Origin of the sequence: Streptomyces sp. NPDC093018 (genome assembly GCF_040684035.1) — a bacterium.
Taxonomy (GTDB): Bacteria; Actinomycetota; Actinomycetes; order Streptomycetales; family Streptomycetaceae; genus Streptomyces; species Streptomyces murinus.
This window is the reverse complement of the sequence record NZ_JBFBFF010000013.1, coordinates 1-20,099: the sequence shown is the minus strand read 5'-3', so window position 1 is coordinate 20,099 and position 20,099 is coordinate 1. Positions and strand designations below refer to the sequence as shown.

The 20,099-nt window shown below is 74.7% G+C and carries 11 protein-coding genes; 8 read left to right on the top strand and 3 right to left on the bottom strand.

The genetic code is table 11. The annotated features are described in order from the left end of the window. Positions 1 to 70 precede the first annotated feature (70 nt). From AB0N90_RS25980 to AB0N90_RS25970, 3 genes are read right to left on the bottom strand one after another with little or no spacing between them, the layout of a single operon-like run. Positions 71 to 1,309: a hypothetical protein gene (locus AB0N90_RS25980; protein ID WP_365200502.1), complete on the bottom strand. Its 1,239-nt coding sequence runs from the start codon at positions 1,307 to 1,309 to the stop codon at positions 71 to 73. Beyond that, positions 1,306 to 1,605 carry a hypothetical protein gene (locus AB0N90_RS25975; protein WP_365200500.1) on the bottom strand — a complete coding sequence of 100 codons (300 nt, stop codon included), beginning with the start codon at positions 1,603 to 1,605 and terminating at the stop codon, positions 1,306 to 1,308. The genes AB0N90_RS25980 and AB0N90_RS25975 overlap by 4 nt, the downstream gene beginning before the upstream one ends. Continuing rightward, a complete protein-coding gene (locus AB0N90_RS25970; protein ID WP_365200497.1) occupies positions 1,602 to 2,960 on the bottom strand; it encodes an NAD(P)-dependent oxidoreductase in 1,359 nt (452 codons plus the stop codon). The genes AB0N90_RS25975 and AB0N90_RS25970 overlap by 4 nt, the downstream gene beginning before the upstream one ends. Before the next feature lie 380 nt (positions 2,961 to 3,340). On the opposite strand from AB0N90_RS25970, the gene AB0N90_RS25965 reads away from it, so the two are divergent. From AB0N90_RS25965 to AB0N90_RS25930, 8 genes are read left to right on the top strand one after another with little or no spacing between them, the layout of a single operon-like run. Then, the gene (locus tag AB0N90_RS25965; RefSeq protein ID WP_365200495.1) at positions 3,341 to 4,507 is read left to right on the top strand and encodes a GNAT family N-acetyltransferase; all 1,167 of its coding nucleotides are present in this window, start codon (positions 3,341 to 3,343) and stop codon (positions 4,505 to 4,507) included. Beyond that, positions 4,504 to 5,478, top strand: coding sequence for an ABC transporter ATP-binding protein (locus AB0N90_RS25960; protein WP_365200492.1), 975 nt, complete (start codon positions 4,504 to 4,506; stop codon positions 5,476 to 5,478). The genes AB0N90_RS25965 and AB0N90_RS25960 overlap by 4 nt, the downstream gene beginning before the upstream one ends. Next, positions 5,475 to 6,272, top strand: a complete 798-nt coding sequence (locus tag AB0N90_RS25955) for an ABC transporter permease (RefSeq protein ID WP_365200490.1) — start codon at positions 5,475 to 5,477, stop codon at positions 6,270 to 6,272. Before AB0N90_RS25960 ends, AB0N90_RS25955 begins: the two co-directional genes overlap by 4 nt. Continuing rightward, a complete protein-coding gene (locus tag AB0N90_RS25950; RefSeq protein ID WP_365200488.1) occupies positions 6,259 to 7,044 on the top strand; it encodes an ABC transporter permease in 786 nt (261 codons plus the stop codon). Before AB0N90_RS25955 ends, AB0N90_RS25950 begins: the two co-directional genes overlap by 14 nt. Before the next feature lie 60 nt (positions 7,045 to 7,104). After that, the gene (locus AB0N90_RS25945; protein ID WP_365200486.1) at positions 7,105 to 12,195 is read left to right on the top strand and encodes an amino acid adenylation domain-containing protein; all 5,091 of its coding nucleotides are present in this window, start codon (positions 7,105 to 7,107) and stop codon (positions 12,193 to 12,195) included. 41 nt (positions 12,196 to 12,236) lie between these two features. Further along, complete coding sequence (locus AB0N90_RS25940; RefSeq protein ID WP_365200484.1) at positions 12,237 to 17,660, top strand: SDR family oxidoreductase; 5,424 nt, start codon at positions 12,237 to 12,239, stop codon at positions 17,658 to 17,660. Further along, on the top strand, positions 17,657 to 19,144 hold the full coding sequence (locus AB0N90_RS25935) for a condensation domain-containing protein (RefSeq protein WP_365200481.1): 1,488 nt from the start codon (positions 17,657 to 17,659) through the stop codon (positions 19,142 to 19,144). Before AB0N90_RS25940 ends, AB0N90_RS25935 begins: the two co-directional genes overlap by 4 nt. Further along, a complete protein-coding gene (locus AB0N90_RS25930) occupies positions 19,141 to 19,899 on the top strand; it encodes an SDR family oxidoreductase (RefSeq protein ID WP_365200478.1) in 759 nt (252 codons plus the stop codon). Before AB0N90_RS25935 ends, AB0N90_RS25930 begins: the two co-directional genes overlap by 4 nt. The last annotated feature ends 200 nt before the right edge of the window (positions 19,900 to 20,099 follow it).

The following is a 20,099-nucleotide window of genomic DNA, read 5'->3' as shown; positions in this document are numbered from 1 at the left end:
AGCTCCGGGCTGATGGACGGGGGGACGAGCCTCTTGGGTCAGGCGCCGCGGGCGGCCGGGCCGCCGTGGCTCACGCGCCGCACCACGCCGCCGTGGCCGCGGTCCGTACGTCGGCGGCCAGGACGCCGGGGTCGGTGTGCCACAGCAGCACCGAGACGCCGAGGGCGCCCGAGGTGCCGGTGTGGGTCCGCTGTGCGGCCCGGCGGATGTGCACGAGATGCTTGCTCGTCGTCTCGGGGGTGTGCCGGTACCGCTCGCCCGGCATCACGGGGATCCACACCCACGCGGCCTGGTCGCCCGTGGGCTGCGGGTCCGGGACGGGCAGGTCGGCCTGGAGGGCCAGGTTGGCCTCCTCCAGGTTCAACCCCGTGTGCAGGCGGGCCAGTTCGGAGACCAGGGCGCCGGGCGCCCGCCCCGCGACCTCCACCACGATCAGCTCACCGTCACCGTTGACGGCGAACTCCGTGTGGACGACGAAGGCCCCCTCGGCACCGAGGGCGGCGACCACGGCGCGGTTCAACTCATGGGCACGTCGCGAGAGTTCGCTGTCGTAGGGGACGGTCCAGCCGCCGAGGCGGCGGCCGTCGGGCAGGTCGAGCAGCGGGCCGAGATAGGTGCCGGTCTGGACCGGAGTGGGCACGCCGTCGCGGACCAGGCTGTTGACGTGATGGAAGGCGCCGTCGAGGAACTCCTCGATCTGCCAGCCCTGTTCACCCCGGTGCCCGGCGAGCCAGTCCCGCAGTTCGGGCTCCGTGCGCAGGATGGCGACACCGCGGGAGTTGGCCTCCCGGCGAGGCTTGACGACGGCCGGCAGGCCGATGGTCCCGGCGACCAGAGCGAGACCGGCCCCCGGTTCCGGTACCCCCTCGGTGAGGGCGAGGAAGCGCGGCACGCGCACCCCGGCGGCGGCCAGGCGCTCCTTCATCAGCACCTTGTCGATGTAGTGCGCGGGCCGGGCCGGGTGCCGCACGGGCAGCCCGAACTCGGCGCGCAGGTCGGCGCAACTGATGAGGCAGTACTCGTCGTTGGTGACGATCTGCACCGCCCGGTCCCCGGCGAGCCGCCGGATCTCCGTGGCCCAGGTGTCGCGCGGCGCCCGGTGGACGACCGGGGTGCCGCCCGGCGCGTCCTCGCGCAGCACCGCGTCGGCCCCGCCCTCGGCGTCGGTGAGGACGACGGTCTCCCAGCTCGCCGGGTCGAAGGTGGCCGCGGGGTCGGTGGTCAGGGGCTGCCGGGAGTGCAGGAGCACGGCCAGGGGGCGCGGGCCGGCCGCGTCCGAAGGACGGTGGGGGGCGGGAGAACTGGTCATGATCGGCCTGTCGTGTCGGCGCCGTTGCGGGGGGTGGGGGTGAGGGTGGGGGTGGGGGTGGTCAGGGGGCGGATGTCGGTGGTCGGGGTGCCGGTGGTCAGGGTGCCGGTGATGGGGGTGCGAGTGGTCAGGGGGCGAATGCCGGTGGTCAGGGTGCCGGTGATGGGGGTGCGAGTGGTCAGGGAGCGAATGCCGGTGGTCAAGGTGCGGGTGGTCGAGGTGCCGGTGGTCAGGGTGCGAGTGGTCGAGGTGTCGGTGGTCGGAGTGCGGGTGGTCGAGGTGCGGGTGCCGGTCATGACCGGCCCAGCGCCAGGAGGGCGCGCACGGCGGCCCGGGCGCGTCTCCCGCTCGTCGGCGGCACGAGGCCGGGGATGACGGCGTCGAGGGCGGGGGCGTCCGATGCGGGCACGCCGGGCGCGGGGGCGGCGGGCACGGGAACGCCCGAAGCGGGGACGGCGGGCATGAGGACGCCCGGAGCGGGGACGGCGGGCATGAGGACGCCCGGAGTAGACGCGCCGGGCACGGGGACAGCGGGCACGGGAACGGGAACGGGAACGGCAGGCACGGGAACGCCCGGAGCAGGCGCGCCGGCCACGGGGACAGCGGGCACGGGAACGCCCGGAGCGGAGGCATCCGAGATGCCGGGGGCATGCGAGATGTCGGGGGCACCCGAGGAGTGGGGGTCGGCCGAGGAGCCCGCGGCCGCCGAGGGGTCGGGAGCCGCCGAGGCGTTGGAGGCCGCCAGCGCCGCCCAGATCGTGGCGAAGTCGTCGGCGAACGCCGCGTCGCTGTCCCGGCTGCGCCATGCCACATGCGGGGAGAGCCGTACGGTGGGCAGCGATCGCAGCGGGTGCCTGGTCGGCAGGGGTTCCGGGTCGGTGACGTCCAGGGTGGCGAACAGCCGTCCAGTCGCGCAGAGTTCGGTGAGCGCCTCCTGGTCGACGATGGCCGCGCGGGAGACGTTCACGAGGTGCAGGCCCGGACGGGCCCGGCCGAGCGCGGCCCGGTCGAACAGGTGCCGGGTGCCCGCGGTCAGCGGCAGCGCCACCACCAGGTGGTCGGCGTCCAGGGCCCGGCCCAGGTCGGAGGTCTGGCGGAAGGGAGAACCCGGTTCGGGGCTGCGCCGCAGCACGGTCACCCGGGCGCCGAGCGCGTCGAGGACGGTGGCGAGGCGCTGCCCCACGGCGCCCCATCCGGCGACGGTGACCTCGGCGCCCCACAGCCCGGCCCCGCCCCCGGTACCGGACCCGGCGGGGACCGGCGGGGTGTCCGGGGCCGCCGCCGAGCGGGTGTCCCGCTCCTGCCAGGGCGCACCGCGCCGCCACTCATGCGTGAGCACGGCGTGCAGCGCGTACTCGGCGAGCGGCGCCGCGTAGCAGCGCCAGCTGCGGGTGAGCAGGGTGTCGGCGGGCCACTCGGCGAGGTCGATGAAGTCGGCGCCGGCGGAGGTGAGATGGACCCAGGACCAGCGGGCGGACCGCAGGACCTCGGCGCGCCGGCCCGCGGACAGTTCGTGCGGCGCCATCAGCAGGACCCCGTCCCGCTCCGGGGCCTCCTGCCAGGGGCGGAGTTCCACCGAGGGGCCGAATGCCGAACGGAGCCGCGGCAGGGAAAGCCGTAAAAGTTCATCGGTGAGAGCCGTGTGGACCACCGGCCCGACGGTGCTTGCAGACGTGCAGTCGCCGTCGATGATTCCCCCTGAGCCTATGGATCTGTCAAGACGCACGAGCTTCGGCCGTTATCTCCGGGGAGTTAAGCATCCCCGTTCGGTAGAGGCAAGCAATTAATCCGGGGGTGATCCACGGGAAACTGCGCATTGGTTGCCGCGGGAACCCGATGACGTTTCGGGCCATTGGTACATACCGGAGAGCGTGTGACCTGGGTCACTGCGGTGTGTCGTCAGTGCCTGGCTAATATGAAGTTCTGTCGGGGGACGGTGCTCCTTTCCTCTGCGCTGGGTTTCCCTCTGACGAGGCGAAATCTCTGATGGGTTCCTTGCAATGAACCATGTCGAGCGGAAGGGGGTGCACCTTGCCGATCACGGTCGAGGTGCGTGCCGTGCCGTCCCTGACGGAGATCGCGGCGACCGAGTGGGACGCCCTCGCCGCACCCGGGGGGCTGTACGCGTCGCACGCCTGGCTCGGCTCGGTCGAGCGCGAGCCCGGAGCCGGCGTCGAGTACCTCCTCACCCGGCGCGCCGACCACCCCGAACGGCTGGCCTGCGCCCTCCCGGTGTACGACGTGGAGACCGAGCACAACCCGTACTACGCGCAGCGCCGGCATCTCGATCTGCTGGGCCTGGACGGCAGTTGGGCGCTGGCCGGGGCCCGCCGCGGATACCGGTACGAACTGCCCGCCGCCCCGGACACCGGCCCGGAACTCGACGCGCTGCTCGCCGCGGCGCTGGAGCGGGCCGCCGCCCGCGGCGCGCGCGGACTGCTGTTCCCCTTCGCCACCACCCGCACCGCCCGGCTGCTGTGGGAGCGCGGCGCGGCGGTCGCCCTGGACGGGGCCGACGCGGCGGTGGTCACCGATGGCGCACCCTTCGACGAATACCTGCGGAAACTCAGCAGTAAACGGAGGATTGCCGTCCGTCACGAGTTCTCCACATTCCGTGCCGCCGGGTACGAACTGGGCCTCGAAAATCTGGCGGACTGTTACACGGAGGCCGCTCCCTTACTTGGGCAGATCCAGCGGAAATACGGCCACGAGGCGCATGACGAGGGAATGCGGGAATATCTCGCCGGACAGGTCGAAGCGCTCGGAAAATATTCCAGAGTCTTCACCGCACGCCGTTCGGGGCGACTCGTCGGTTTCTCACTCATGTATGAATTCGGCGACACGCTGTACGCGCGCGCGGTGGGGTTCGACTACGCGGCGACAGGAAAAGCATTCGAGTATTACGCGCTCTGTTACTACCTGCCCGTCGAATACATGCACCGGCAGGGTCTGCGCGTCCTCCACCTCGGAATGGAGACGTACGAGGCGAAGCTGGCGCGCGGTGCCCGGCTCGGTCCGCTGTGGTCGGTCGCGCTGCCCGTGCCCGGCTCGGCCCTCCCCGGAAGAGAGCCGGCGGACACCTCCGAGTGGCCCCGCCGGTTCGGGCGGCGGGCGCTGCCGGAGGAGGAGTGGCAGCAGCCGTGGGCCGCGCCCTGGGAGGGGTCCGGGGCGCCGGGCGCGCGGGAGGGGGCGCGGTGACGCCGCCCGCCCTGGTCGTCGACGGTGTGGGCCGTGACTACGTCGACCGGAAGAAGGTCGTCACCGCGCTGTCCGAGGTGTCCTTCACGGTCGGCCGCGGGGAGATCGTCGGGCTGCTGGGCGTCAACGGCGCGGGGAAGACCACCCTGTTGCGCATCATCGCCACCCTGCTGACGGCGACCCGGGGCAGGGTGCTGGTCGACGGCGTGGACGTGGCGGCCGATCCGCGGGCGGTCCGCACCCGGCTGTCCGTGGTCTTCGGCGGCGACCGGGGTCTCTACCCGAGGCTGTCCGCCCTGGACAACGCCATGCTGTTCGGCTCCCTTTCGGGCCTGCCGACCAGGACCCTCGCCCCCGCGGCGCGCGACGCGCTCGCCTCCGTGGGGCTGCTCGATGTGGCGGACCGCTCGGTCGGCGCGTTCAGCAAGGGCATGAAGCAGCGGCTGCATCTCGCGGTCGGTCTCATGGCCCGCCCGGCGCTGATGATGCTCGACGAGCCCACGGTGGGCCTGGACCCGCTGGAGACGGAACGGCTGCGCTCGGTCGTCGCCAAGCTGCCCGACGAGGGGGTGGGCGTGCTGCTCACCAGCCACAATCTCCAGGACATCGAGCGGCTGGCGGCGCGGGTGGTGATCCTGCGCGGCGGCGTCGTCAGCCACGATCTGCCGCTCGCCGCGCTGCTGGAGCAGAGCGGTGCCGCGACCACCGTCGTGGTCCTGTCCGACTCCCCCTGCCCGGTCACGGCGGAGGGGGACGGCGGATCCGGCATCCGGACCCTGTCCAGCGAGCGGGCGAGCGAAGAGGCCCTGTGGCGCACCGAGTTCGAGGTCGCCGCGTGGACCGCGGAGTCCCTGCGCGAGCTGTCCCGGCTGTGGCCCGCGGGCGGGATCAGGGACGTACGCGTCCAGCCGGTCGGTCTGGAGCAGGTGTTCAACCGCCTCGCGGGTCCCGGCACCGGGGAGGACGGATGACGTCGGGGTCCGGTCCGCGCGCCCAACCGTCCGTACTGTCCGTGCTGCGGCACACGATGGTCTTCCAGCTCCGCCAGCAGCACATCCTCAGCGCGGTGATCCCCGGCTGCGTGGTGCCGGCGGCGCTGTGCCTGGCCACCCTGCTCGCCCGCGGCCCGCACTCCCTGCTGACCGCCCGGCAGATCGAACTGGGCTGCGGCGTACTGGCGTTGTGGAGCTGCGCCATCTGGCAGACCGGTCTGATCCTGCGCGAGGAGCTGGCGCAGGGCACCCTGCCCGGCATCCTCACCCGGCGGACCGGCCTCGGCACGGTGCTGTTCGGCAAGACGCTCGGTACGGCCCTGCGCTGCGCCCTGCTGATCGCCGTGACCATCGGCTGTGTCGGCCTGCTCACCGGAGAGCCGCTGCGCATCGCCGACCCGGTCCTCTTCGTCCTGGCCGCCCTCGCCACGTTCGGCTCGGCGCTGGTCCTCGGCGCGCTGCTGAGCTGCCTGTTCCTGCTGACGCCCGCCGCCATGCGGATCGCGGAGGCGCTGGTCTACCCCATGTCGCTGCTCGGCGGCATGATCGTACCGATCCGGCTGCTGCCCGGCTGGCTGCGGCATGTGCCCGATGTGATCTCGCTGCGCTGGGCCACCGAGGTGCTCACCGCCGCCGCGGAGGGCCGGGCGCAGAGCGCCGCCGCGTGGCTCTGCCTGTGCGCCACCACGGGCGGTTACGCGCTGCTGGCCCGCTGGGCGTTCCGCACGGTGCTGCACCGGGCCAGGGAACGAGGCACCCTTGCGCTCTCCTGAACGCCTGCGCGGGCTGACGACGGTCGCCGGGGCGGCCCGCCGCGACTACCTGGCCGTGTACGGGGTGAAGACCCTGATCGGCTCCACCGTGCCCCGGTCGGTGCTCCAGCCCCTTTTCCTCGCCTACCTCGGCTATCTCGCGGGCGGCCTGGCGGGGCGGCGGTTCGCGATCGTCGGCGCCTGTGTGCACGTCCTGTCGCTCGCGGCGGTCGTCAAGGCGGCCGACAGCATGACCGAGGACCTGGCCGCCGGCACCCTGTACCGGGTGCGGATCAGCGGGCCCGGACTGCCCCTGGTCCATCTCACCCGGTGCTGGATCTATGTCGTGGAGGCGGTGGCCTCGGCGCTGGTCGCGGTGGTCGGCGTGTGCGCCTTCTTCCAGGAGTGGCGGCTGATGGGCGCGCTGCTCCAGGGCTCCGGCCTGTTCGTGCTCACCGCGCTCAGCGCCACCGCGTTCGGCCTCGCCGTCGCCGCGGTCGCCGCCCTGCACCCCGCCTCCCCCGTCCTGACCAACCTCGCGGTGTACGCGCTGCTCGTGCTGTGCGGCATCATCGCGCCGACCGACCGGCTGATCGCGCCCGTGCGCTGGGTGTCGCAGCTGCTGCCCCTCACCCATGGCGCCCAGTCGCTGCGGGCCCTGGCCGACGGCCGGCCCTGGGCGGCGCAGGCGGCCCTGGAGGCGCTGGTCGGCGCCGCCTGGCTGGTGGCCGGACTGGTGCTGCTGCACCGCAACGACCGCAGGGCGCGCCGCTTCGCGACGGACGGCGGCTGACGCCCCCTCTCGTGACCGAGCCTGCTCCGCCCCACCTCACCGCTCTGGAAGGGAATGCGCATGGACGGCTCGACGGCCGATGCCAACGGTGCGATCCTGCGAGGCCCGGACCGGGACCGCCCGGCGCCCCACGGTGTGCCGGGGCTCGTCCGGGCCGTCTCCACCGCCACGCCGGACGCCGTGGCGCTCGTCGACGAGTCGGGCTCGGTCACGTACGCCGAGCTGGAGGGCGCCTCCGACGCGGTCGCCCGGCTGCTCGCCGGGGCCGGCGGTCGCCCGGGGGACGTCGTGGCCGTCTGCGTGCCGCGCGGGCGCGCCCTGGTGTTCGCGCTGCTCGGCGCGTTGAAGGCGGGTCTGCCCTATCTGCCGCTGGCCCCGGAGGACCCGCGCGAGCGGCGGCTCGGCATCCTGCGCCGCTCGGGGGCGCGGCTCGCGCTGGTCACCGGGGAGACGGCGGACAGCCTGGACGGCCCCGAGGAGGACGCCGTACGGGTGCTGCGCCTGGACCCGGTGGATCCGGTGGGCCCGGTGTCCGGCGCGCCGCGGGTGCCGCTCCCCGAGGTCGCCGACGACCACCCGGCCTACGTCCTGTTCACCTCCGGCTCCACCGGCGAGCCCAAGGGTGTCGTCGTCCCCTCCGGCGCCCTGTGCAACCGGCTGCTGTGGATGTGCGAGACGTACGGGTTCGGCCCCGCGGACCGGATTCTCCAGAAGACACCCGCCACGTTCGACGTGTCCGGCTGGGAGCTGCTCGGCCCGCTGGTGTGCGGCGCCACCGAGGTGCTGATGCCCCCCGGTGCGCACCGCGATCCCGGCGAGGTCATGGACCGGGTCGTCCGACATGCCGTCACGGTCTGCCACTTCGTGCCGTCGATGCTGGCGGAGTTCCTGCGCTGGCCGGGTGTGCGGCGGTGTGTCTCGCTGCGCGCGGTGGTGTGCAGCGGGGAGGCCCTGACACCCGGTCTCGTACGACGCTTCCATGCCGTGCTCGACGCCGAGTTGCACAATCTGTACGGCCCGACGGAGGCGGCCATCGACGTCACGGCGTGGCCGTGCCCGCCGGACCCGGACACGGTGCTGATCGGCGGTCCCATCGACAACTGCACGCTGGTCGTCCTGGACGCGGAGCTGCGTCCGGTGCCGGAGGGCGAGGCCGGTCAACTCGCGATCGGTGGCGTCCCGTTGGCCCTCGGGTACCTCAACAGGCCGGATCTCACCGAGGCGGCGTTCGTGGCGGCGCCCGCGTGGTGTCCGGTGCCCCGGCTCTACCTGACCGGCGATCTGGTGCGCAGGCGCGGCGACGCCCTGGAGTACCTGGGCCGCATGGACCAGCAGGTGAAGATCCGCGGCCGGCGGGTGGAGCCGCGGGAGACCGAGGACGTGCTGCGGGACCTCGCGCCGGTGCGGGATGCCGCGGTGGTCGCGGCGCCGGGTCCGGACGGCGCGGCGGCCCTGTGCGCGTTCGTGGTGCCCGCGCCGGGGACCGCGGCGGACGAGGCGCTGTGGCGGGAGTTGCGGGACCGGGTGGCCGCCGCGCTGCCCGAGGCGTTCGTACCGGCGCTGTTCACCGCCGTGGAGGCCGTGCCGCTCACCGGCAGCGGCAAGCAGGACACCAAGGCGCTGCGGGCGCTGGCGGAGGAACGGCTGGCCGCGCCGGCCCAGGGCCGTCGTCCCGCCGACGATCTGGCCGGCTGCTGGGCGGAGGCCGTCGGTCACCTGCCCGACGACGAGGGGCGCGGCTTCCTCGACGCGGGCGGGCACAGCCTGGCCGCGGCCCGGCTCGCCGGACGGATCCTCGGCCGGTGGGGCGTACGGCTGCCGCTGTCGGTGTTCCTGCGGGACAACGTGTCGCTCGCCGGACTGCGGGCCCGGCTGCCCGGGACGGCACCGGAACGCGTCCGGACCGCGCCCGCCGGACGCGGCGGCGGTGACGGTCCGGCCTCTCCCGAGCAGCGGCGGCTGTGGCTCTGGCAGCAGGTGTTCCCGGACTGCCCGGCGTACAACGTGGTGGGAGTGCTGCGGGTGCGCGGCGCGCTCGACCCGGCCGTGCTGCGGGCGGCGTGCGGTGATCTGGTCGCCCGGCACGAGTCGTTGCGTACGGTCCTGGAGTCCTCCGGGGAGCCTCGGCGGCGCGTCCTGGCGCCGGGCGGGCCCGAGTCGTTCACCGTGCGCTCGCTCGCGGCGGTCACCGACGCGGTGGTACGGGACTTCGTCGCCGAGATCGCGGACGTACCCTTCCCGCCCGACCGGCTTCCGCGGCTCGCGGTCGGGCTGCTCCGCCAAGAGGCCGCCGACACCTCGTGGTTGGTGCTCAGCGTCGACCATCTGGTCAGCGACCAGCGCTCCCTGGACGTGCTCCAGCACGATCTCGCCGAGCTGTACGCGGCACGGGCCGAGGGGCGCGCCGCGCGGTTGCCGGATCCGGTGGGGTTCGGCGCCGCGCTGGCCTCGGCGCCCGAGGACGCGGAGGGCGCCGGGGCCGCCGAACGGCGGGCGGCCGACCGGGAGTTCTGGCGTTCCTGGCTCGACGGCGCCCCGCAGCGCCTCGGGCTGCCGCACACCCGGCCGCGCACCGGGCTCCCGGACCACCGCGGTGCGCAGGCGTCGGCCGACCTCGACGCGGACACCGGCCGCCGTCTCGACGAGGTGTGCCGGACGGAACGGGTCACCGTCGCCACCCTCGCCCTCACCGCCTACGCCCGAGCCCTCACCGCCTGGACGGGGCGGCGCGATGTGCTCGTGGGCGTGCCGATGTCGGGCCGCGAGACGGAGGAACAGCACGAGGCCGTCGGCTTCTTCATGCGTACCGTGCCCGTGCGGGTGGACGTGCCCGCGGGCGCCGGGACGCGGGAGCTGCTCGGGCCGGTGGCCGAGGCGGTGCTCACCGCGGCCGAGCACATGGCGGTGACGTTCGACGAGATCGTGGCGGAGGTCGGCGCGGAGCGGTCCCCGCAGGAGAACCCGTTGTTCCAGGCGTGGTTCAACGATCTGACGCGGGCGGCGCCGCCCACCGCTCTCGGCGGCCATCCGGCCGTCGCCGAGGAACCCCCGGCCCGCTGGTCCCTGTTCGACCTCGGGCTCTATCTCTCGCGCCGCCCCGACGGGGGCTACCGGCTGCGGCTGGTCCACGCCACGGACTTCTGGGACGCGGGTACGGCCGGGGACTTCCTCCAGGCGTGCCGGGAGGCCCTGTTGTCGGTGCTCGCCGGGTCCGAGGCGCCCGCCGCCTCGGTGATTCCGGCCCCCGAACCCCGCCGCACCTGCTCCGACCTGGTCCGTGCCGTGCTGGCCCAGGCCGAGCGGGGGCCGGGGCGGCCCGCGCTGGTCGGGGCGGACGGCACGGTCACGTACGCGGAACTGGCCGACCGGGTGCGCCGGGTCGGCGCCCTGGTGCGGGAGCGGACCGAGCCCGGCCGGACCGTCGCGGTACTGGCCCGCCGTACCGCGGGGCTCGCCGTGGCGCTGCTCGGCGCCTGGTACGCCGGGTGCCCGGTGCTGCTCGTGGACGCGGAGGCCCCCGCGCCGTGGCGCCGGGAGGTGCTGGGCGCGGCCGATGCCGCACTGGTGCTGGGGACGGGCCCGGAGACGGTGCCGGGAGTGCCGTACGAGCGTGTCGACCGGCCCATGCCGACGCGACCGGATGCGGCACAGGTGGAGTTCGCGCCGGACGCGCCCGGTCATCTCATCGTCACCTCCGGGACGTCCGGGAGCCCGGCGCCGGTGGTGCTGCCCGCCGACGCGCTTCCCGAGCCGCTGGCCTGGTACGCGGCCGAGCTGGGCCTGGGCGGCGACGATGTCTTCTGCCTGACGACACCGGCCGCCCACGACCCCGTGCTGCGGGCCCTGCTGCTGCCGCTGACCCTCGGCGCCCGGGTCCGGCTGCCGGGCCCCGGGCAGGTGGAACGACCGGACCGGCACCTGGAGTTGCTGGCCGAAGCCGGTGCCACCGTGCTGCATCTGACGCCCTCGCAGGCCGGCATCCTCGCCGCAGTGCGCGACGGCCGCGTCCTGCCCTCGGTGCGGGCCGTGGTCTTCCACGGCGAGCCCCTGCACGACACCCGGGCCGAGGAGATGGCCCGACTCGCCCCCGAAGCGGCCCTGTTCAACCTCTACGGCACCACCGAGACACCACAGGCCGGCAGCCTGCACCGGTGGACCCCGCAGGACGAACCGCGCGCCACCGTGCCCATCGGACGGGGCACCCCGTACCGGCGGCTGGAGATCGTCACCACGTCGGGGCGCCCGGCGCTCACCGGCGAGGTGGGGGAACTCGCCGTGGTGGGCAGGGCGTTGTCTCCCGGCTATCTGAACGCACCCGGCCGGAGGGCGAGTACGGACCTCGGGGACGGCCTGCGCCGGTACCCGACCGGGGATCTGGCCCGCCGCGACCGGCACGGTGCCGTGACCCTGGTGGGCCGTGCCGACCGGCAGGTCTCCCTCGGCGGCCACCGGGTCGAACTGGACGCGGTCGAGGGCGCCGTGGCCCGGCTGCGCGGTGTCGAGCACTGCGCCGTGGCCACCGACCCGGACCACCCCGGGAGCCTCCTCGCCTGGGTCGCGGGCACCGCCCTCGACAGCACCGAGGAGCTGGCGGCGGAACTGGCCCGGACCCTGCCGCGATGGCAGCACCCCGCGCACTGGATCCGGCTGCCCGCCCTCCCCCTGAGCCGAAACGGCAAGGCCGATGTCCCGCAGCTGCTGAAGGAGCTGAAGGGCCGACGCGGCGAGAGCCCCACCGGCGCGCCCGGCCGACCGGCACCCGGCGAGGCGGCCGGGGAAACGGCCGAGCAAGCGGCCCGGGGGCGGCGCGATCTCGTCCGGCTGATCACCGAGCGTGCCCGGAGCCTGTGCCCGCCCGGCCGTGAACTCACCCCGGACACCGCCTACTTCGACGCGGGCATGGTGTCGATGAGCCTGCTCCAGCTGTACCACCGGCTGGTCTCGGCGGACGGACTCGGGCTCACCCTGGCGGACGTCTTCCGCTTCCCGACCCCCCGTGCCCTCGCCGCCCACCTCGGCAGGGACACCACCAGCACCCCACCCGTGCGGGCACCGCGCCGCGAAGCGGCGCCGCACTCGGCGGCCGACGAGCGCGACGCCCGCCGCGCGGTCCGCTCCGCTCTGCGCCGAGGGCGCCAGAACAAGCGCTGACCCCACGGCCCCCCTTCCCCAGCGAGAAAGGCACCGGAGCAGTGAGCACTGACGCCATCGCGGTCATCGGACTGTCCGTGCGGGCCCCCGACGCGGGTGACGCCGACGAGTTCTGGCGCAACCTCCTCGCGGGACGCAACAGCATCCACCGGCTCAGCGAAGAACAACTGCTGGCCGCGGGCGAGGACCCTGCCCTGATCAAGGACCCGCACTACATAGCCGCCCGGCCCCTGCTGGACGACGTGGGCGGCTTCGACCACACCTACTTCGGCATCTCCCCGCGCGAGAGCGAACTGCGCAACCCGCAGCACCGGCTCTTCCTCGAACTGTGCGCGACCGCCCTCCAGCACGCCGGCTACGAACCCGCCCGCTACGACGGGGAGATCGGCGTCTACGGCGGCTGCGCCAGCGACACCTACGTGGACGACCACATCCGGGCCGACCCCGAACTCCTCGCCCAGGTCGGCGACATGGTCGCCCTGGTCTCCAACAACATCGACTACCTGGCCACGTACACGTCCTACCGGCTCGGCCTCGACGGTCCCAGCCTGAATGTGCGCACCGCCTGCTCCACCTCCCTGGTCGCCACCCATCTGGCCTGCCAGGCGCTGCGGCTCGGCGACTGCGACATCGCGCTCGCGGGCGGCGTGGAGATCGAGACTCCGTACGGGCGCGGCTACCGCCATGTGGCCGGTGGCATCGACTCCGCCGACGGGTACTGCCGGCCGCTCGACTCCGAGGCGAGCGGCACGGTCTTCGGCAGCGGCGGCGGGGTGGTGGTCCTCAAGCGGCTCGCCGACGCGCTCGCCGACGGCGACCCGGTGCACGCCGTGATCAGGGGCTCCGCCGTCAACAACGACGGCGGAGCACGCCCCGGCTTCACCGCGCCCAGCTCCGAGGGGCAGAGCCGGGTCATCGCCGAGGCCCTCGCCGTCTCCGGCGTCGACCCGGGCACCGTGTCGTACGTCGAACTGCACGGCACCGGAACCCAGATGGGCGACCCCGTCGAGGTGCACGGGCTGCACCAGGCCATGCTGGCGGTGGCCGAAGGCGAGCTGCCGAGCGGCAGTTGCGCGATCGGCTCGGTCAAGTCGAACCTGGGCCATCTGGGCCCGGCCTCCGGCATCGTCGGCCTGATCAAGACGGTCCTCGCACTGCGCCACGAGAGCATCCCGCCCACCATCAACGTGCGGACGCCCAATCCGCAACTGCGCCTGGAAGAGACCCCGTTCAAGGTGGCCGACGCGGTGCTGCCCTGGCCGCGCACGGCCGGGGCCCCGCGCCGCGCGGGCGTCAGCTCCTTCGGCTTCGGCGGCACCAACGCCCATGTGGTCCTGGAGGAGGCCCCGAGCCCCGGCCCGGCGCCCGAGCGCCCGGAGCGCACCGAACTGCTGGTGTGGAGCGGCACCGACCGGGAGGCGGCGGGCGCGGTGCGGGCCCGCCTTGCCACGTCGCTGGCCGCGCTGCCGGACGGAGCCGCGGCCGATGTGGCCCTCACCGCGCAGACGGGCCGCCGGGCGCTGCCCGTGCGCGCCGCGCTGACCTTCACCCGCCCGGCCGAGGCCGCCCGGCTGCTCGCCGACCCGGACACAGCGCCCACCGCCCTGTCGGACGGCACCCCCCGGCGGCTGGTGTTCGCCCTCCCCGGGCAGGGCTCCCAGCATCCACGGGCCGCGGCGGGCCTCGCCGCCGAGCTGCCCGACTTCGACACCCGGGTGCGCGAGTGCCTGGGAATGTTCTCCGACGCCCTCGGCACCGACCTGGTCACGATGTGGCAGGAGGAGAGCGACCCCGCGGCCGTGGCCCGCACCGTGCACGCCCAACCCCTGTTGTTCAGCGTCGAGTTCGCACTCGCCCGGAGTCTCGGTGTGCTCGGTGTGGAGCCCGCCGCGCTCGTCGGGCACAGCGTGGGCGAGGTGGTGGCCGCCACGCTCGCCGGGGTCGTCCCGCTCGCGGACGCGGTACGGTTCGTCGCCCGCCGGGCGGAGCTGATGCAGGGCATGCCGCCCGGCCGGATGCTCGCCGTGGCCGCCGGCGAGGACATGGTGCGCGAGCTGCTCGTCCCCGGCGTCGCGGTGTCCGCGGTCAACGGCCCGGGGCAGGTGGTGGTCGGCGGCCCGGCCGAGTCCGTCGCGGCCTTCCGGGAGCTCCTCGCCGGGCGCGGGGTGCAGGGCAGGCTGCTGTCCACCTCGCACGCCTTCCACACCCCGATGATGGCCCCCGCGGTCGCGGAACTGACCGATCTGCTGGCGGGCTGCGCGCTGCGCGCCCCGGAGATCCCGGTGCTCTCCGCCGCCACCGGCCGCCCGCTGACGGACGCGCAGGCCACCTCGCCCCGGTTCTGGGCCGAACAGCTCGTGGAACCGGTGCTGTTCGGGCACGCCCTGGACACCCTGGCGGGCGAGGAACCGGCCCGGATCCTCGAAGTGGGCCCGGGCCAGGCCCTGTCCAGCCTGATCCGCCGCCATCCCGGACTGCGCGACGCCGGTCACCGCGCCGTCGGCTGCCTGCCCAGGCCCGCCGACGCGGTCGACGGCGACCGGGCCGCGTTTTGGGGGGCGCTCGCCCACGCATGGTGTGACGGGGCGGATGTGGAGTGGGAGGCGCTGCCGCGCCCCGAGGACGCGCACCGGGTGGTGCTGCCCGGGTATCCCTACCGGCGGCGGGAGTTCTGGCTGCCGTACGCGGCGGGCGGGCGACCGGCGGCGGCACCCTCCGCGGCGGGCGCGCGGGAGGACGCGTCGCAGGACGCGCGGGATGCCGTACCGGAGCAGGCCCCGCGAGAGGCCGTACCCGGGGAACTCGCGCCGGAGGCCCCGGCCCCCGGGCGTCCCGTCCTCGCACTGCCCGGCTGGCGGCCCGACCGCCACGTACCGGCCGCCGCGCGCCGCACCCCCGGCAGCCGGGGGCACGCCCTGGTGCTCATCCCCGACGAGCCGGACGCGGCACGGGAGTTGCTGACCGCCGTCCAGCTGGCGGGCTACCGGGCCGTCCCGGTCGCCGAGGGCGATGCGTACGAGGCCGCCGACTACCGGGGAACGCTACGGCGCGGACATCCCGAGGACATCACCGCCTATCTGGATCACCTCGCCCAACAGGCGCTGGACGTACGTCTGTTGGTGCACGGCCGCGCCTTCGCCGAGCCGCACCCGGACAAGTCCGTTCCGGCGGACGGAACTTCGCACCCGGCGCTGGACGAATCCCTGTGGTCCCTCGTCGAACTGTTCCAGGCGGCCGCCGGGCGCCGGGACGCGGACAGCCGTCCGCTGCCCCTCGCGGTCGTCACCCGGTCCGCCGTGGACGTGACCGGCGCCGAGCCGCTGAGCCCGGCGCGCGCCGCCGCCTGCGCGCTGGCCCGGTCGGCGGCGCTGGAGACGGGCGCCGGACAGGTGCGGCTGATCGACGTCGGGCATGTGCCCGCGGCCGTGCTCGCCGCCGAACTCGCCGACCCCGCCACGGCCGACGCGGCCGTGGCCCTGCGCGGCGCCCGCCGCTGGCTGCCGGACCGCACGGAGTACCCGGCCGACGGACCGGTCGGCACCCTGCTGGAGGAACGCGGCGTCTACGTCGTCACCGGCGGGCTCGGCGCCCTCGGGCTCGCGGTGGCACGGGCGCTCGCCCACACCGGGCTGCGCCCGCGCCTCGCCCTGCTGGGCCGCGGCGCCGACCGGCCCGCGCGGCGGGAGCGGATCGCCCCGGCGGTCGCCGCGCTGGAAGCGGCCGGGGCCGAGGTCACCCTGCACGCGGCCGACGTCTGCGACGCGGCGGCCGTGCGGGGCGTCTTCGACGCACTGCGCGCCCGGTACGGCGCCGTGCACGGCGTCCTGCACACCGCGGGCGTCGCGGGCGGCGGACTGCTGCGCACCCGCTCCCGGGCGGACATGGAGGCGGTCCTCGCCGCCAAGGTGACCGGCACCCTGGTGCTGCGCGAGCTGGTCGCCGAAACGCCCGGCGTCCGGTTCCTGACCCTGTTCTCCAGCCGGGCCGCCCTCAACGGCCTGCTGGGCAGCGCCGATTACGCGGCGGCGAACGCCTTCATGGACGCGCTCGCCGTCGGCACCCCGCCCGGCGCCCCGGTCACCGTGAGCGTCAACTGGCCCGCCTGGCACGGCATCGGCATGGCCGGCAGCACCCCGGAAACCCGGCACCACCCGGCACCGGACGGCGGGACCCACTGGCGCACCACCGTCGCGCCCGGTGACTGGCTCGTGGCCGAACACCGCCTCCAGGGACGGGCGTTGCTGCCCGGTGCCGCGTACTTCGACCTCCTCGTACGAGCCGTGCGGGAGGCGGGCGGCGCCGACGACCTCGACCCCGTCGTCATCGAGGACCTGATGCTGTCGGAGCCGCTGTTCGTGGCGGAGCCGACCGACATCACCGTCACCCTGACGGAGTCCGCCGAGGGCGCCTGGCACGCGACGGTCCTGGCCGCGACCGGCGGGGCACCGCCGACCACGCACGCGCGGGCCCGGGTCCGCGTGGACCGCACCCTGACCGCCGACCGGCCGGGCACCGACCCGGCCGCGCTCGGCGCGGGCTGGCCGGCCGTCACCCCCGGGGCGCCCGACGGAGCGACCACGGAGTTCGAGTTCGGGGAGCGGTTCGGCTGCGTCCGCGCCGCCCACCGGGAGACCGAGGTGACGGTGGGCCGCCTGGAACTGGCCCCCGAGCACCTCGCCGACCTCGACACCCACCCCGTCCACCCGGTCCTCCTCGACCGCTCCCTGGCCCTGAACCTGCCGGCCGGCGACTTCGTGCCGTTCACCTGCCGCAGGGCGGTCGTCTACGGCGAGCTGCCGGGGCGCCTTACGGCCCGCATGGCGCGCCGCCCGGAGCGGACCGGCCGCTCCACCGTGGACGCCGAGCTGTACGACGACCTGGGCCGGGCGGTGGTCGTGGTCAGCGGCTACACCAAGATCGCGCTCACCGGGGAGACACCCGTACCGGCCGTCCCGGGCGTGCCGTCCCCCGAGGCGCCGCCGATCGGACTGACCTCGGGCATCACCCTGGACGAGGGCATCGACGCCCTGATGCGGCTGCTGACCGAGCATGTTCCGCCGCAGGTGGCGGTGGTGCCGGCGCAGGAGTGGACACCGGTCGCACCGGATGACAGGGGCGCCCCGGCCGAAGAGGCCCACGGCACCGGGGCGGTGGCGCCCGAAGCAGTCGTCGTACGGCCATCGGTCGGCGCGGGAGAACCGGCACCGCGGCCCGCCGCGCCCGATCCCGACGACGCCGTCTCCGCCGTCGTACGCCTGCTCGGCGAGACGCTCGGCGCGGGTGAGATCAAACCCGACGACGACTTCTTCGCCCTCGGCGGCGACTCGCTCACCGCGGTGCAGCTGGCGTCCCGGCTCCAGGACCGGTTCGGGGTGGCCGTGAGCGTCGCCGACCTCTTCGACGCCCCCACCCCGGCGGCGCTCGCCGAGGTCGTCGTGGCCCGGCGGCAGGAGGCGGGAGCATGAGCACGAGCACGAGCACGAGCACGAGCACGAGCACGATGACGGCGTACGACGAGCGGGCGCGGGCCCTGGGCGCCGGTTCGGCCTGGCGGGCCTCGCTCGGACAGGAGCGGCACTGGGCGTACCAGGCGCGGTTCCCCGAGTCGGCGGCGTTCAATGTGCCGATCGCGGTGCTGCTGCGCGGCCCGGTGGACCTGGACACGCTGGAGCGGGCCCTGCGGGCGGTGGTGGCCAGGCACGAGTCGCTGCGGGCGTCCTTCGGGGAGTCGGCGGGACGGCTCAGCGCCCTGCTGCACGACCCCGGTGACATCCCCGTGCTCCGCCACGATCTGCGCCCGCTGCCCGAGGCCGAACGGCTGCGGCGGCTGCGGGAGATCGGGACGGCGGAGGCCGCGCGCCCCTTCGAGCTGCGGGCGGAGCCCACCACCCGGGCCCATCTGGTGCGCCTGGCGACGCAGGAGACGGTGGTGGTCGTCAACTTCCACCACATCGCCTTCGACGGCTGGTCCTCCCCCGTCTTCTTCGAGGACCTGGCGGACCGGTACGACGCGCTGTCGTCGGGGTCGTCCGGCCGCCCGGCGCCCGCGCACCGGTACGTGGACTTCGCGCTGTGGCAGCGCCGCCGGATCGCCCGGGGCCTGCATGGCGCCCAACTCGACTACTGGCGCGAGCTGTTGGCCGACCCCACCCCGCCCCTGCCGTGGCCGCAGGACGGCCGGGACCCCGAAGCCCCGTGGTGGGCCGGGGACATGGCGTGGCTGGGGCTGCCGCAGAGTCTGGTCAAGGACGCCCAGCAGGCGGCACGGGCCTGCGGTACGTCGTTCTTCGTCCTGGGGCTTGCCGTCCACCAGTTGGCGCTGCGGCGGCTGACCGGATGCGACCGGCTGGCCGTCGGCACACCTTTCGCGGGCCGCACCGATCCGCGCTGGGCTGACGTGGTCGGCTTCTTCGTGAACACGCTGGTGATGCCGTACACGTTCCGGCCCGAGGTGCCGGTGGGCCGGCTGGTGGAGGACACGCACCGGCTGGTCATGGCGGCCCACGAGAACCAGGACCTCCCCTACGGTGTGCTGCTCGACGAGCTGGCGCCGCCGGTGGAGCCGGAGCGCACGCCCTGCTTCCAGGCCATGTTCATCCTCCAGAACACCCCGTCTCCCACCCGGAGTTTCGGGTCCGGGACGCTCGCCACCAACAAGCTGGTGACCGGCTCGGCGCGCTACGACGTCACGTTCTCGCTGGGCCGGCGGCACGGCGAGCTGGCGCTGGAGCTGGAGAACAGGCCGCGGCTCGTCGGACAGGAGACGGCGATCGAGCTGGCGCGTATGTTCTTCGGCCTGCTGGCGGCCGCGACGGCGGACCTCACCACGCCGGTCGGCGCGCTGGAGCCCGCGCCGGTGCCGCTGTCGGTGCGGCGCCGGGGCGAGCTGGAGCCGGGCGTGGACGGGCTGTTCCGCGGCATGATCGGGGACTGGAGGGCGCCGGTATGACCGCGCGGTTCGCGGGGCGGGTCGTCCTCGTCACCGGGGGCGGCTCGGGGATCGGCCGGGCCACGGCGGTGGAGTTCGCCCGCCGTGGCGCGGCGGTCGTGGTGGCCGGTCGTACCGCCGAGAGCCTGGAGCGGACGGTGGCGGCGGTCCGGGCGGAGGGCGGCCGGGCGACCGCCGTGCCCTGCGATGTGCGCTCCGAGGACGAGGTGCGCGGCCTGGTCGCCGCCACCGTGGCCGCGTACGGCGCGCTGGACATCGCCTTCAACAACGCGGGCGTCTCCCTGGTCGGCTCGCTCACCGAGTTCTCCGCCGCCGAGTGGGACGAGGTGATCTCGACCAATCTCACCGGCACGTTCCTGCTGATGAAGCACGAGATCATCCAGATGCGGCGGGCCGGTGGGGGCGTCATCGTCAACAACGCGTCGAACGCCGCCCATATGACGGTGCCGCCGCTCGCCGCCTACTCCGCTTCCAAGGCCGCCGTCCTGGCGCTCACCCGGGCCGCGGCGCGGGAGTTCCTCCCCGAGGGCGTCCGGATCAACGCGATCTCGCCCGGCCCGGTGGACACCCCTATGTGGGCGACCCGGCCGGGCGAGACCCCGCAGGACCGGCACCGGCGGATGGCGGCGGAGAGTCCGGCCGGGGTGGTGGGTTCCGCCGAGGAGATCGCGCGGACCGTGCTGTGGCTGGCGTCGCCGGAGGCGGGGTATGTGGCGGGGCACGATCTGGTGGTGGACGGGGCGATGAGCAGCTGATCGTTCGGATGATAGGCAGATGATGATGGGGATGATGAGCGGTTGATCCGCTGGATGATGAGCGGATGACCTTGTGAACGGGGTTCGCCCAACGTGATGGGCGGCCGTCCGGCGTGCTGGGAGCCGTCGGGACCTGGTCACCCCCCGGGTTACCGTACGCCCCGGTCACGGCGATCTGCACCCCCTGGTCGGCGACGGCC

Coding starts and splice junctions, on each gene's coding strand:
- AB0N90_RS25980 (WP_365200502.1), bottom strand. CDS start 1,309: ATGACCAGTTCTCCCGCCCCCCACCGTCCTTCGGACGCGGCCGGCCCG.
- AB0N90_RS25975 (WP_365200500.1), bottom strand. CDS start 1,605: ATGACCGGCACCCGCACCTCGACCACCCGCACTCCGACCACCGACACC.
- AB0N90_RS25955 (WP_365200490.1), top strand. CDS start 5,475: ATGACGTCGGGGTCCGGTCCGCGCGCCCAACCGTCCGTACTGTCCGTG.
- AB0N90_RS25945 (WP_365200486.1), top strand. CDS start 7,105: ATGGACGGCTCGACGGCCGATGCCAACGGTGCGATCCTGCGAGGCCCG.
- AB0N90_RS25935 (WP_365200481.1), top strand. CDS start 17,657: ATGAGCACGAGCACGAGCACGAGCACGAGCACGAGCACGATGACGGCG.
- AB0N90_RS25930 (WP_365200478.1), top strand. CDS start 19,141: ATGACCGCGCGGTTCGCGGGGCGGGTCGTCCTCGTCACCGGGGGCGGC.